Source organism: Roseiflexus sp. (assembly GCF_057785375.1).
The window spans coordinates 25,245-37,937 of the sequence record NZ_JBYNRX010000058.1; the positions used below are offsets into that span (position 1 = coordinate 25,245).

At 59.8% G+C, this 12,693-nt stretch carries 10 protein-coding genes; 4 read left to right on the plus strand and 6 right to left on the minus strand.

What is annotated here, in order from left to right; genetic code table 11:
• The first annotated feature begins 6 nt into the window (after nt 1-6).
• Nucleotides 7-999, plus strand: a complete 993-nt coding sequence (locus tag AC3EA7_RS10015; protein ID WP_488613909.1) for a hypothetical protein — start codon at nt 7-9, stop codon at nt 997-999.
• Nucleotides 1,000-1,518: 519 nt separating this feature from the next.
• Here AC3EA7_RS10015 and AC3EA7_RS10020 read toward each other — a convergent pair.
• Nucleotides 1,519-2,022 carry a ferritin gene (locus AC3EA7_RS10020; RefSeq protein WP_488613910.1) on the minus strand — a complete coding sequence of 168 codons (504 nt, stop codon included), beginning with the start codon at nt 2,020-2,022 and terminating at the stop codon, nt 1,519-1,521.
• Between the two features lie 580 nt (nt 2,023-2,602).
• On the opposite strand from AC3EA7_RS10020, the gene AC3EA7_RS10025 reads away from it, so the two are divergent.
• From AC3EA7_RS10025 to AC3EA7_RS10035, 3 genes are all read left to right on the plus strand, one after another.
• Nucleotides 2,603-3,535, plus strand: a complete 933-nt coding sequence (locus AC3EA7_RS10025) for a phasin family protein (RefSeq protein WP_488613911.1) — start codon at nt 2,603-2,605, stop codon at nt 3,533-3,535.
• A gap of 821 nt (nt 3,536-4,356) precedes the next feature.
• Nucleotides 4,357-4,896, plus strand: coding sequence for a hypothetical protein (locus AC3EA7_RS10030; RefSeq protein ID WP_488613912.1), 540 nt, complete (start codon nt 4,357-4,359; stop codon nt 4,894-4,896).
• Between the two features lie 366 nt (nt 4,897-5,262).
• On the plus strand, nt 5,263-5,937 hold the full coding sequence (locus AC3EA7_RS10035; RefSeq protein ID WP_488613913.1) for an RNA polymerase sigma factor: 675 nt from the start codon (nt 5,263-5,265) through the stop codon (nt 5,935-5,937).
• A gap of 63 nt (nt 5,938-6,000) precedes the next feature.
• Here AC3EA7_RS10035 and gap read toward each other — a convergent pair whose 3' ends face one another.
• The 5 genes from gap to AC3EA7_RS10060 form a co-directional block, all read right to left on the minus strand.
• A complete protein-coding gene (gene gap / locus AC3EA7_RS10040) occupies nt 6,001-7,047 on the minus strand; it encodes a type I glyceraldehyde-3-phosphate dehydrogenase (protein WP_488613914.1) in 1,047 nt (348 codons plus the stop codon).
• A gap of 83 nt (nt 7,048-7,130) precedes the next feature.
• Complete coding sequence (locus AC3EA7_RS10045; RefSeq protein ID WP_488613915.1) at nt 7,131-8,243, minus strand: sugar phosphate nucleotidyltransferase; 1,113 nt, start codon at nt 8,241-8,243, stop codon at nt 7,131-7,133.
• Nucleotides 8,240-9,199, minus strand: a complete 960-nt coding sequence (locus AC3EA7_RS10050; protein ID WP_488613916.1) for a GDP-mannose 4,6-dehydratase — start codon at nt 9,197-9,199, stop codon at nt 8,240-8,242. The genes AC3EA7_RS10045 and AC3EA7_RS10050 overlap by 4 nt, the downstream gene beginning before the upstream one ends.
• Nucleotides 9,200-10,002: 803 nt before the next feature.
• The gene (locus AC3EA7_RS10055; RefSeq protein ID WP_488613917.1) at nt 10,003-11,985 is read right to left on the minus strand and encodes an AAA family ATPase; all 1,983 of its coding nucleotides are present in this window, start codon (nt 11,983-11,985) and stop codon (nt 10,003-10,005) included.
• A gap of 57 nt (nt 11,986-12,042) precedes the next feature.
• The gene (locus AC3EA7_RS10060; protein ID WP_488613918.1) at nt 12,043-12,687 is read right to left on the minus strand and encodes a hypothetical protein; all 645 of its coding nucleotides are present in this window, start codon (nt 12,685-12,687) and stop codon (nt 12,043-12,045) included.
• Nucleotides 12,688-12,693: the final 6 nt, after the last annotated feature.

A 12,693-nucleotide genomic window follows, 5' to 3' on the forward strand; every position in this document is an offset into this window, starting at 1 on the left:
ATGGCAATGAATATTGTTATTGATCCCGATGTTTTCAAGGCATCATTTCACGACTTTCAATGTATAGTTGGAGTAAATACAATTGGTCTTGATTTTAAATCCCACCGATTCTTTCGTGACGAACAAGAAACTTTAGAAAAAGAGTATCGCCAAATATTCAACGAATATTTTAAGAATAACCTCGAGCACCCATCGATCCGGCTACTCGAACATATCTTGCTTGAGGATGGAAACCCTAAAGACCGTATCTCACACCACTGTTCGGAAAACCATCGGTATCAGTTTTTGGTTCTTGGCTGCTCACAACCGGTAGAACCAGAGTTACTGGGAATGATGGCAAATGCACGTAATATCGGCCTAGTGTTAGGTATGATTGGTTATGATACCGATCATACCCGTCCGCGAGAACTTCACGATGACAGTATTCGCTGGCATGTTCGTAACATTATACCTTGGCTGGATATCAAATGGATTGGGAAGCCAGAAATTACGATCCCCGAAAGTGATAGCTCTAGGGAAAGCGATCGTGTGATACGTGCAAAAGCTGATGCATTCGAGTCAAAAGCAGCTCTTTATCTACAAAGTCAAGACACTTCTCTTCGTTGTATTACTCCACCCAAAAAAGGGGAGATCGGGAACGAGCAGATTGACATCTACGGTTATCGAACTGCGGATGATGATGCAAAAATTGTTGTTGTTGGCGAGTGTAAGTTACGTCGTTGTGGTAATGAAGGCAGATCAATCGATGTAAGAGAGGTACAACAATTACGCCGTAAAGTCATCGCCGCACAACAGTATGAATCTCAGAAGAACAGAGGTCAGATTCATGCCAACTCTTTTGAGGGAGTCTTGGTCACGAACGCTAACGAACTGGACGAGCAAGCGATATGTCTTGTGCGATCGGAGCAACAATTCAACATTCGCATATTGCGTGTCACTCTTTCAAGAGATTGGGAGACAAGTGATGAGTGGTGTATCGTTCAAAGCGAGTGGTACTGATGCGCGTTGCCAGTTCGACCGGCAGATCAAGCGTCTGCATATTTCGTAGACCGGTCACCAATTGGAACGGAAGTCCCGACGGAGCGTTCCCGTCGGCAGCGCGGGCTTCCGCCCGCAGCCGCGCCTCCGGAGCGCGGGCCAGCCCCGGAGGGGCATTCCCGTCGGCAGCGCGGGCTTCCGCCCGCAGCGGTGCGCGCCTTGGCGACCGCGCATCGCAACCGCGCAGCCCCGTCGGGGTTGGCACGTCCTCAGCAAGGGCTTCAGACCGCAGCAGCTCGGCACCCGGCACAGCCCGCGCAGGCGGGCTTCGCACCTGCGGAATAATTATTCAAATCCCCTCAGCCGCCGGGCGGGACAGCGTCGGCGCAGGCCGACGCCCGGCGCGCACGCGCCCCAAGGCGCGGTTTCAACCGCCAGCCAGGGTATTTCATCAACCGCCGGGCGGGTTGGCGGATAGCGGAATGATGGTGCAAAAACCATCAGCCGCCGGGCGTAGAGTTGACGCCCGCGCGTCCGCCCCTACTCTTCCTCTTCCCCCTCTCGCTCCGCCAGCCGCCGGTCGAGCAACAGCAACCCGGTTCCATCGCCGTTGATCAGCTTCAGGTGCTGAATGATCTCCTGCGCGCTCTTCTCCTCTTCGACCTGCTCATCGATGAACCATTGGAGCATGCTCATCGTGGCATAGTCGTTCTCCTGCGCGGCGAGGGCGTAGATCGCGTGAATGGCGGCAGTGACCCGCTGCTCGTGCGCCAGCGCGTGCTCGAAGGCGTCGAGCGGCGAGGCAAACTCGTTCTGCGGCTCGTCGATTGCGCCGAGGGTCACGCGCCCGTCGCGATCGTTGACATAATCGAAGAAGCGCAGCGCGTGCTCGCGTTCCTCCTCGCTCTGCAACCGGAACCAGTGGGCAAAGCCGGTCAGCGACAGTGACTCGAAGTATGCTGCCATCGCCATGTATGCGTGGGATGCCGAAAACTCGTAGGTGATCTGTTTGTTGATCGCCTGCTGAATGCTCTCGCTGAGCATGGGGTTGCTCCTTTCCGCTGCAATATAGTAGCATTATATCAGGTTCGTGAAAGGGCGCCGGTTGAAGGTGGGACGTGGAATGGTGAACGTTGCCCGTGGGCGTGGCGAGGACATCCCCGATCCTTGAGGTCTCCGCCGTGAACCTGTCCCGGTACGGCATCTGACCATCGGAATGAACCCTGTGCCGGATATGCCTGTCAGATCTCATAGGAAGATCAATCTACATCCGGACAAACACGCTTGCACCTGTGAAGCGGTTGGCGTTGGCTTCGACAGGCTCAGCCAACGCCGGTCACGAGATGGTCTCATATCCGGTTGCGTGGGGGAGGATGGACTTGTTCTGGTCGCCGACCAGGCCAACGCCGGTCACGAGATGGTCTCATATCCGGTTGATCTTCCTGTCAAGGGTCTTGGTGGAAGGAGGGGCGCCCCCGCAGGCGCTCACCGGTCGCTTCCGTGGCTCACGGAAGTTCTGAAGCCCTCCCTGCCTTGCTTGACGATCTGTGGTATACTAAAGGTATAACGCACTGCGTTATACCTGCGGCTCGTGCGCAGGAAAAGTATAGAGGAGGCATCGATTATGGTGCTCGATACAACCCGCGATGTCGTGCGCAAGAGTCTGCTGGCGATGCTCGGCGCCATTACGCTGGCAGACGATGAACTGGAGCAACTGCTGGATCGTCTGGCGGCGCGTGGCGAACAGGTTGCTCGTGATCGGCTCAGCCACGTCGAGGCGGTCCGCAACCGGTTGATCGGGGATCAGAGTGTGACCCGCGAGGTTGGGCATGAGGGGCGCGTGCTCCAGCAGACGCTCCAGGAAGAAATCGAACGTCGCGGGAGGATGTTTGCCGCCGCCCTTGACCTGCCGACACGCGATTCGATCAATCTTCTTCACGAGCGGGTCGATCAGATCAGCAGAGCGCTCGATCAGATTCTCGCGGTGCGCGCTCCCCTTGCCACGCCAACCGGCGATGGACATGCGCCTGTCGCTGAGTCGATGACGGTCAGCGCTTCCGAAGCAGCAGCGGAGAGCGCCGTCGCTGCGCCGGTTGAGCCGGCAGCGGGAGGCGAGGGCGAGACGGTCGTTGCTGAAGCAGCAGCGGAGAGCGCCGTCGCTGCGCCGGTTGAGCCGGCAGCGGGAGGCGAGGGCGAGACGGTCGTTACTGAAGCGGCGGCGGAGAGCGCCGTCGCTGCGCCGGTTGAGCCGGCGGCAGGAGGCGAGGGTGAGACGGTCGTGGCTGAAGCGGCGGCGGAGAGCGCCGTTGCTGCGCCGTTCACGCCCACAACGGCGGAAGAGAGCGACGCGCCTGCGGTTTCAGCAGAGTCTGGCGAGGCAGCGCCGGTTTCCGGTTACGATGCTCTGAACGCGAAACAGGCGGCTGCACTCGTTGACAATCTGGATGAAGCGACGCTCGTTGCGCTCAGGGAGTACGAACAGGCGCATCGCAATCGCGTCACCGTGCTGCGCGCCATTGAACTGGCGCTTGCCCGACGCAACGCCCCGTCGGCGTGAAGGCGCCTGCGGCAGGCGTCGTTGTGCCTTTCATCGCAGGCTCCAGGCTGCATTGCCCGGCGCCGCTCGTTCCTTTGCCTGAATGCGGCGCTCGGCGTCTCGATAGGCTTGGCGTTCTCCTGTCAAATGGCTGAGTCGTTGGATTGATGGCACACAAGGCGCTGTCGTGTCCTCTGCCTCGTGCAGCCCTGCGTCAGGGGGGCGACGTGCCGTCTGTGCTGGCGCCGCCGTCTCGATCAGCAGTGCAATGCGTGGAGCAGCAGATGAGACATTGTGCTTCCTGACGTATCACGACCGCCCCTCTGTCGTCTACGGTTGTTTCTGGTCGTTTCCCCTTCTTGCGCACCCATCTTGGGTGTCAGGACGCCGATGGGCGCAGCGCTTCCCCGTCCCACGGTACGGGCGAGGCGGCGCCGCGCCCCGATGCCCCCTGTTCTCCTGGTGGGCACAGGGGAAGGGTCATTGGCGCGGGCGCGCTGCAATGGTTTCGACCTGCTCCCCTGGTGGGAGAAGGGGGCAGGGTGCGAGGGGCGGCGGGCTTCGGCGCTGGCTGGGCAACATCCCCCCTGCTTCCTATGTGGGAGAGGGGGGCAGGGGGGTGAGGGGAAAAACCTCCACCTGCTCCCTGTGTGGGAGAAGGAGGGTGGAGAAAAAGGAGAGGCGCAGGACACATTTAACCATAAAAAAAGGGACTCTTCTCCTACTGCATTCGGGGATGATCGGCGCTATGATACGTGCAGGGGCGCGCATCTTGCACACGTCTTTGGTTAGCCTCAGATCAATCACCAAGTATACCTCAGTAGACAGATAGTAAGACATCTATGGAAGCGCTGATCTATGCCCCAACTGCTCAGGACCTCATGTGGCGCATGCCCGATGCGCAGCGGTCGCTCATCGCTGATGTGTTGCGCCTTGCCCAGCCGCTGCGCGCGTTCACGATCTACGCGCGCATCACGATCGACTCGGATTTTGCCGGTTTGTCGATCATCCGGTTGAATGCCGGTGAACCGCTGTGGTTCTTCGATGCACTGGAGCGCCCTCTGCCGCTCGTGACCCGCCCGCGCGATTTCTGGTATCCGCATCTGACTGCCCACATCCGCCCCGAACGCCATCCGCGTCAGGCGCGCCCCGATACGCTGGTCGTCTGGGGTCCGCCCCGCGCTCCGCTCTCTGCCGTTCGCAATAGCGTCCCCGTCCACGACCCGCGCACCGGACACTACCTGGGGCGCGCGTTCTGGCGTGTTGATCGCGATGGGTATTGGGGATGCTGGAGCGACTCGACCGAGAATATCGGTCCGGCGCTCACCCTGGCGGAACTGGTTGCTCTCCTCAACGCGGAACGGGGCATCTTTGCCGACTGACGTTGGAGAGGGATGTGCCACGCCCTGGCTTCATCTGTCCGTCAAAAAAGTTAAAACTCATTACACCGAAATTAATGATTTCTCGATTGTAATCGGCTGTTACCATTGATCATCGTATTTTTATCATCTGGTTTTCATCCTGATAACATTCTCGTATACGCACTCGATCACTACAATGTGAGAAGAAGTGCAGGGAACACAAACGGCATATGCAGGCAAGCGATCGACGAGGAGACATTGATGCAGCAGAGCAGTATGTCCACGCAAGCAATGCCTCGCGTTCCATCGGAGGCATCGGTTGGCAGTATTCGTAGACGGAACGCTCCATACGAGCATGCGGATATCGACCGGCAGACGATCGCAAGCATGGATTTATCGGTGTTGCAACGGTATTGTCAGATCGAGAGTGATCGGTTCTTTCGCGGGCAGCCGCACGATACGCGCTTTGCCTACGAATTGTTCCGGCGGGCGCTGGTTGAGCGTTGTGAAGCGGCATGGGAAATCCTGTTCTATCAGTATCGTGCGCTGGTCGAGAGTTGGGTGCGGCGGAGCAGCGCCTTCAGCAGTACAGGGGAGAGCAGCGAATACTTCGTCGGTTCGGTCTTTACCCGCTTCTGGCAGGCGATCATGCCAGAACGATTTGCTGCATTCCCAACGCTTGGATCGCTGTTGCACTATCTCCAGATGTGCGCCAGTTGCGTGGTCATCGACTGTGCGCGGTCGCAGTCGTGGGCGGAAGTCATTCCCGAAGCGCTGACGCAGGGGTTCGATTTCATCATCGATGCCCCGGACGAAGAGGCTATTGATCGAGTGTCGCGCGAGGAGTTCTGGCATTCGATCAATGCCCTTTTGGCAGGGGATGTCGAGCGCTGTGTGATCTATCATTCATTCGTGATGGGGCGCAAGCCGGGGGAGATCTACGAAATGCGTCGCGATCTCTTCGACAGCGTCACCGAGGTCTACAACGTCAAGCGCAACATTCTGGGGCGCCTGAGCCGCAACCGTGAGTTGCGCCGCATGGCAGAGGTGTTGGCATCGTAGGTGGTGTCGCCTGACCGCCCTCGGTGGAGCCGTCGCATTGCGACGGCTCCACCGAGGGATTTTTTACTCCTCAATCTCATCAGCGATGAACGCCGTCAGGTCGGCGACGCGCGTTGCGTAGCCCCACTCGTTGTCGTACCAGGCAATGACCTTGACCAGGTTGCCCCCCAGCGACATGGTGAGCGGCAGATCGACAATCGCCGATGCAGTCGAACCGATGAAGTCGGTTGACACCAGTTCCTCTTCGGTCACTTCCAGAATGCCTTCCAGTTCCTTGCTCTGCGCCGCTTCACGGAAGGTCTCATTGATTTCATCGACCGAGGCGCTCTGCTCGAGTTCGACCACAAAGTCGATCATCGAAACGGTGGGCGTTGGCACGCGCACGGCGAACCCGTCGAACTTTCCTTTGAGTTCGGGGATGACCAGCGCCACGGCACGCGCTGCGCCGGTGGTGGTCGGTACGATATTCATCGCTGCCGCCCGTGCGCGCCGCAGGTCCTTGTGGACGTTGTCCTGCAAGTTCTGGTCCATGGTATAGGAATGGATAGTGGTCATCAGCCCGCGGCGAATGCCAAAGCGGTCGTTGAGCACCTTGGCGACTGGCGCCAGGCAGTTTGTGGTGCACGAGGCATTCGAGATAATATGGTGCACGGCGTTGTCGTAGCGATCCTCGTTGACGCCAAGGCAGATGGTGATGTCTTCGCCTTTGGCGGGCGCTGTGATAATGACCTTGCGAGCACCAGCCTGCAGGTGCGCGCGCGCCTTCTCGGCATCGGTAAAACGCCCGGTTGACTCGATCACAATGTCGATGCCCAGGTCGCGCCACGGCAATTTTGCCGGTTCACGCTCCTCAAGCGCCACAATGTCGATCTGGCGTTCGTCGCCGTCCTCGCCGTAGAACGTGACGCTGATCCGGTCGTTTGTGACGGTGACATCGCCGTCGAACGCGCCATACGTCGAGTCGTGGCGCAGCAGGTGCGCTAGCGTTTCGTTATCGGTCAGATCATTTATTGCGACGATCTCCAGGTCGTCGGGGTACTGTTCGAGCATTGCTTTGAAGCTCTGACGACCGATCCGACCGAAGCCGTTGATTGCGACACGTGCCATCATCGTGCTCCTTCTGCAGTCTTGCTGGTGCGCTCCGTCATGTGGAGCGCGCCGCGTCATTATAGCACGCCTCGTGCAGCCACTTGTCAGAAGGAGATCGAACGCTCTTTCAGATGGGTTTCGGGCCAGATGCGGATGCCGCGCTCCAGGCGATTGTCTGCTTCGATAATGCATGCATCGCCGATGACGGCGCCGTCGGTGATGTGGGTGCGCGCGCCGATCTGATTGCGGCTGCCCACGACGCACGAGCGCAACGCCACTCCCTCGGCGATCTGGTTGCCGTTCCAGAGAACGGCGCCTTCGATCCGCGCCTGCGCGCCGATGACGCATCCTGCGCCGATGACCGTCGGACCAATGATCTGTGCGCCAGCCCCGATTTTCACTCCTGGACCAATGACGACCGGACCGATCACCTGAGCGCGGGGGTGGATGTCGGCATCGCCGACCAGCCAGACGCGGTTGCCGATCTCTTCGCCGTGGAAACGGTAGCGCACCTTGCCTACCAGGATGTCGTGGTGCACCTCCAGGTATGCCGACGGCGTGCCGATGTCGGTCCAGTACGCGGGTGACGGGTATCCATACATTGGGTCGCGCGTTTGCAGCACCACTGGAAACAGCCCGCGCTCGAACATGTAATGCTGTTTGGGCGGGACATAGCGGAACAGTTCCGGTTCGATGATGTAGGCGCCGGCATTGATCAGGTTTGAGGTGATCTCATCGACGCGCGGTTTTTCCATGAAGCGGCGGATATGACCGGTCTCGTCCATTTCAACCAGCCCATACGCAGTCGGGTCTTCGACCGGGGTCAGCGCAATGGTCAATTTGCTGCCGCGCTCCCGGTGGAATGCCAGCATTGCCCGCAGGTCGAGGTCGGTCAACACATCGCCGTTGAAGACGAACGTTGAGCCGTCGAGCAGATGCTCGACATTTTTCACTGCGCCGGCGGTGCCAAGCGGTTCCGGCTCTTCGATGACGCGGATTTTCAACCCTAACGCCGAACCATCGCCAAGCGCCTCACGAAACCGGTCGGCCAGGTACTGAACGCACAGAATGACCTCCTCGATCCCCTGATTGCGCAGATTTTCGAGCATGTGGACGATGAACGGCTGGTTGACCAGCGGAATCATCGGTTTCGGCGTGTTGCATGTGAGTGGTCGCAGACGGGTGCCAAGCCCGCCGACCAGAATGACTGCCTTCATAGTTGCTCCTGTACCTGGGAACGCCAGTATTCAAGTGTGTCGAACAGGGTCTGCTCGAGCGGGATATGCGGCATCCATCCGGTATCGGTGCGGAAGCGCGCCGCGTCGCACACCACGCACGGCACATCGGATGGGCGCATACGCGACGGATCTGGTTCGATCTGAATATCGTGCGTGCTGAAGGTCAGCAGGATGTCCAGGATGCGTCGCACACTGACCGCTCGACCGCTGCCGACATTATACGCCGCGCCAACCTCGCCGTGAAGCGCGGCGAGTTCATACGCGCGCGCGATGTCGCGCACATCGCTGAAGTCGCGTTCCGCCGTCAGGTTGCCGACGCGCAGCACTGGCGGTTGCAGCCCGGCTTCGATTCGCGCGATCTGTGCCGCGAAGGCTGGCACGACGAACGCCTCTGTCTGACGTGGACCGATATGATTGAATGGTCGCAGCCGGATGGTGCGCAAGTGGTGACTGATGTGGTACTGGTAGGCGAAGAGGTCTTGCGCCGCTTTGCTCACTGCATACGGATTGACCGGGCGCAGTGGCGTCTGTTCGGTGATCGGCAATTCTTCCGGGCGCACCATGCCGTAGATTTCATTGCTGCTGGCGATGATGATCAGCGGATCGATCCGCAATTGCAGCACACCGAGAAACAGGTTGATCTGCGCGCCGACATTGGTCTGCACCGTTGTGTGCGGGTCGGCAAAGGCGCGTGGTACGTTCGATTGGCCGGCGAGATGGAAGATAACGTCGGGCCGGACGCTGGCAAGCGCTCTGAGCGTCTGATCGCGGTCGTTGAGGTCGGCAGCGATGTAGTGTACCCGTCCGTCCAGCGTTTCGAGCGTAAGTGCAGGTTGACGTGCAAGGCCGGTGACCTCCCACGTGTCGGTTGTGAGCAGATGTTCTGCCAGGTGCCCGCCAACAAATCCATTGATACCGGTAATCAATGCGCGCATGGTGTAAAGTAGATGCCCTGATCGATGGCTTCTTCTGACGCTACTATAGCGGAAGGCGCACTATCCTGCAAGATGGGCGGATAGCAATCCTGTCATCCGGGGATGACGCCGTTGTAAGGTCTCGCGCGCCGAGCGCAGCAGCACTGCGTCGGCGCCGTGTTGGAGCGAGGCGCCGCCTTGCCCGTACCGTGGGGCGGGGAGGCGCTGCCTCGCCTGTGCCGTCTCGATGCCCTTCTTTTTCCCCTCATCCCCCCTTCTTCTACCGAGGGACAAGAGAGGGAACATGGCTCCCCTCCCCCCTCCCACGCCCTCTCCCCGCTGTGGGAGGGCAGGATTGACTCATTGCAAAAAGGGCGGAAATGTTTTATGCGCCTCCCTCGCCCTTCCCCCGCTGGGGGGAGGGCAGGGGTAGGGCAGGGGGGTGGGGGCGGTTCCTGGTTCGAAAAACATATCGCGGCGTGTACAACCGGTTTCGGCACTGCCCGACTTGAGGAGTGGGGGGAGGCGGTTCCTGGTTCTCATACTAACTCGCGGTCAGTCAGACAGGATGGTCGAGCGCCCGATGCTCACGGCGCAACGAACCACAACGCGCGTTCGCAGTCCGCCTGGCGGCTGAAGCCGGGGGCTACGGGTGCAAAGTCCGCCTGCGCAGGCTTCACCGGGCGATAACGGATTGTTTTCTCAAAAACCATTATTTTCTAAATGACCTCGTATGAGCATTAGTTCTCGGCGCCCCTCATTCCCAACACCAAAAACCCCGCGAGCTTCTGCAACTCGCGGGGTCTTGCGTTGAATGCCATCGACTACGCCTGCTCGTCGCCCGGTTCAGCCGACGCCTGCGGTTGCTGGGAAGAAGTCGGCTGGGTGGCAGCAGGGACATTCACTACATCGGCGGGGCGGCGTGTACTGGTGTAGCGGCGGCTCACGCTGACCGGTTCCGGCAGCGCGCGGCTGGTGACAAAACCGAACTGCTGGCGCTGCACGGTGCGCGGGTCGGTGAACGGATGCTCCGCTTCGACGCGCGCCAGGATTTCGTTCACGTCGATGTCGGTCAGTTCGTTGCGCAGGATCAGCGCCTCGGCAATGGCGATAACTGCCTCTTTGTTGCTTTCGATCAGCGTCTTCACCTGGCGATACTGCTCGTTCAGGATCGCCTCGACGCGCATCTTGATGTCCGGGCTTGCCAGCCCCTGCATGCCGAAGGTCAGGTGCGAGTAGAGGGTGTTGTCCATGCCATACGCGCCGACCATAAACGTCGCCAGACCGGTGGCGCTCTGCAGGTCGCCGGTGACGCCGCTCATCTGGATGTCGAGGAAGACCTCTTCAGCGGCGCGGCTGGCGAGCGCGATCTTGATCCGGTCGAGCAATTCGTCTTTCGTGCGGGTATGGATTTCCTCTTCCGGCTTCCAGGCGGCGAACCCAAGCGCCGAGCCGTGGCGCACGATTGTCACCTTTGTCAGGCGCTCCTTGCGCAGCAGTTTGACGGCGGCGTAGGCGTGGCCCGCCTCGTGGTACGCCAGGCGGCGGCGCTCTTCATACGACATATTACGGATCGGCTGACGCAGGCCCCACTCGTGCGTCTCGCGCGCGCGGGTGAAGTCCCAGTAGTTGATCGCCGAGCGTCCGTCGAAGTGTGCGTGGATGACCGCTTCGTTGATCACGAACTTGATCGCCACCGGCGAGTAGCCGATCGTGTCGGAGACCATGCGATCAATCGGCATCGGCTCGTGCTTGACCTTTGCCAGGTAGTACTCGATGATTTCCTTACGCCCATCAGCGTCGGGCAGGTCAACCGCAATTTTGCGGTCGAAGCGCCCCGGTCGCAGCAGCGCGGCGTCAAGCGTTTCCGCCAGGTTGGTCGCCGCCATCGTCAGCACCGGCGGCATTTCCGCCTTCTTGCGGCGCAGACCGAAGAAGCGCAGGATTTTTCCGCTCAGCGACTGCTCGTGGGGCGGCGGGTCCATCTGGATGAGCAACTCATTGAGCAGACCGCTTCCAGCGCCCATGCCCATGCCCATGCCCATCACCACATTGGCGCGCCCGCCATGGTTCGGGTCAGGAGACATCCCCATCGCGCCCTGACCGGCAAGGTTGGAGCTGCGCGCCATGCCGATCGCGTCGATTTCATCGATGAAGAGAATGCAGGCGCCATACTCACGCGCCAATTTGCGCGCTTTGCGGTAGAGCAGCATGACCTTCATGTTGCCCATACCCATCCAGGCGGATGTCAGCGATGGAGCGCTCAGGTAGCCAAACGGGACGCCTGCTTCAGTCGCCACTGCCTGCGCCATATAGCTTTTCCCGGTTCCTGGCGGTCCGATCAGGAGCACGCCACGGGTGACTTCGCCGCCCATTTCCTTGAATTCTTTCGCTCCCTTGAGCAGGGTCACAATCCGGCGCGCCGCTTCCAGGACTTCCGGGTTGCCTTTGTAATCCTTGAAGCCAATGCCCGTTTCACCCGGCTTGAGCCAGTAGATACGGGTTCGCCCCATGAAGTAGAACATCAGGAAGAACTGGAAGCCGATGAAGAAGAACAGATAGGCGCCGATCAGCAACACTTGAATGATTGCGGCCCCCATATCGTTTGTCATCACGAACTCGAAGGCGCGCGGCGCCAGATTGACCACCAGCCAGACGGCGGCGACAGCAATCAACACGCGCCAGATGAAGCGTCGCACCTTCCAGGGCCAGCGATGGAACGCCTGATCAATCTTCTGATCGAGTTCACGATCAAGTTCATCGCGATAGCGCGGGTCGACGCTGGGGCGGTATGGTTCGAGAGCCATGCTTCAACTCCTCATCTTGGGCGCGTGTGCGCCACTCACACCAGACGTGAAGGCGGATCAGTTATTCTGCGACAGCCGATCAAGCGGCGAGATGATATTGATAATCTTGCCATCCGGGTTGGCAGTGATGACCATCGGCACTTTGGCGCTCTGGCTCTGGAGCGACACCTGTACTGCGTAGAAATACATCGCGCCGCCATCATCGAGCGGGATGCCGCCGATGTAATCGTAGCGGTTATACGTCAGACCCATGTTCTTCTCGATATTGGCTTGCGATTGCAGGGTTGCTTTCGAGGCGCCGGCGTTGAGGCGCGATGTCTGATACTCGGCACTGAACGAGTCCCACATCATATCGGCGTCGAAGGTCTTGCGCCCTTGTAGATAGTTGAGCACAGCCGGCGCCGGGGGAATGGAGTCGGCGCGGGTGAAGGTCGGCCCGTCCGGCTTTGGTCCCCACAGTTGCCAGCCCATCCAGCCGATGACACCCAACAGCACAAAGGCGACCGCCAGCGTCAAGGCAAAGGGTCGCATGGCGCGCCCCAGCAGCACCAGGTTGTACAGCACACGTCGCAGGAGCAGGCGCATTAACCGGGCAAAACGACCGGCAGCGCCAACCCGTGGCGGAGGCGTGTAGTATGGATACGGCGACTGGACAGGGTATGGCGGCGGAGGTATTGTTTGCTGAACCGGGGGTTGCGACATATGACG

Bases quoted from the DNA above. Each gene is read 5' to 3' on its own strand.
- AC3EA7_RS10045 (WP_488613915.1), bottom strand. From the start codon at position 8,243: ATGAAGGCAGTCATTCTGGTCGGCGGGCTTGGCACCCGTCTGCGACCA.
- gap (WP_488613914.1), bottom strand. From the start codon at position 7,047: ATGATGGCACGTGTCGCAATCAACGGCTTCGGTCGGATCGGTCGTCAG.
- AC3EA7_RS10050 (WP_488613916.1), bottom strand. From the start codon at position 9,199: ATGCGCGCATTGATTACCGGTATCAATGGATTTGTTGGCGGGCACCTG.
- AC3EA7_RS10025 (WP_488613911.1), top strand. From the start codon at position 2,603: ATGGTGCTCGATACAACCCGCGATGTCGTGCGCAAGAGTCTGCTGGCG.
- AC3EA7_RS10060 (WP_488613918.1), bottom strand. From the start codon at position 12,687: ATGTCGCAACCCCCGGTTCAGCAAACAATACCTCCGCCGCCATACCCT.
- AC3EA7_RS10020 (WP_488613910.1), bottom strand. From the start codon at position 2,022: ATGCTCAGCGAGAGCATTCAGCAGGCGATCAACAAACAGATCACCTAC.
- AC3EA7_RS10055 (WP_488613917.1), bottom strand. From the start codon at position 11,985: ATGGCTCTCGAACCATACCGCCCCAGCGTCGACCCGCGCTATCGCGAT.
- AC3EA7_RS10030 (WP_488613912.1), top strand. From the start codon at position 4,357: ATGGAAGCGCTGATCTATGCCCCAACTGCTCAGGACCTCATGTGGCGC.
- AC3EA7_RS10015 (WP_488613909.1), top strand. From the start codon at position 7: ATGAATATTGTTATTGATCCCGATGTTTTCAAGGCATCATTTCACGAC.
- AC3EA7_RS10035 (WP_488613913.1), top strand. From the start codon at position 5,263: ATGGATTTATCGGTGTTGCAACGGTATTGTCAGATCGAGAGTGATCGG.